Origin of the sequence: Mesorhizobium sp. M2A.F.Ca.ET.037.01.1.1 (genome assembly GCF_003998075.1) — a bacterium.
Classification (GTDB): domain Bacteria; phylum Pseudomonadota; class Alphaproteobacteria; order Rhizobiales; family Rhizobiaceae; genus Mesorhizobium.
This window is the reverse complement of sequence record NZ_RZSA01001746.1, coordinates 1-527: the sequence shown is the minus strand read 5'-3', so window position 1 is coordinate 527 and position 527 is coordinate 1. Positions and strand designations below refer to the sequence as shown.

1 protein-coding gene is annotated in these 527 nt (G+C 65.7%); it reads right to left on the bottom strand.

The window, feature by feature from the left end; all coding sequences use genetic code 11:
• Window positions 1–374 (bottom strand): trimethylamine methyltransferase family protein (locus EOA27_RS39565; RefSeq protein WP_189562446.1); only part of this gene is annotated, 374 nt, incomplete at its 3' end.
• Between the last annotated feature and the right edge of the window lie 153 nt (window positions 375–527).

Genomic DNA, 527 nt, shown 5'->3' with positions numbered 1-527 from the left:
TCGTGCTTGGGATCCTGGCCGTAGAGGATGAAGTTGCGCGCCGCCCTTTTGATCTTGTCCAGCACCAGCGCGCGCGGCAGCCGGATGCGGCCGTCGTCGCCATAAATGCCGCCGACCCGGGTCAGCGCTTCGATGCAGGACGGGATGGCATTGGCGAAGCCGACCGTCTCCAGCAGCGTCAGCACCGCTTCGTGGATGCGTTCCTGGTCGTTCCGGCTCAACGGCCCGTAGCTGCCGCCTTCAAGCCCCGGCCGCACCGGGCGGATGTCGTCGGCCAAGGGCGCCGCCCGCATCGCGCGGCGCGCTTCGCGCCCGCCGGAACGCCGCGAACGCTGGTCCGACGACGCTTCCTGCTTCTCGAGAGCCACTGACATGGAAGCACTCCACCTTTTGTCTTTATTTGCGACGCGGTCCGCGGCGGTTGGTCCACCATCGGCCTGCCTCGTCCCCTTATGTCCCCGACTATGCCGCCGGCATTGGTACAGCCTATGAGCCAAGCAATCCCGTCGAATATGCCAGAGTGATAA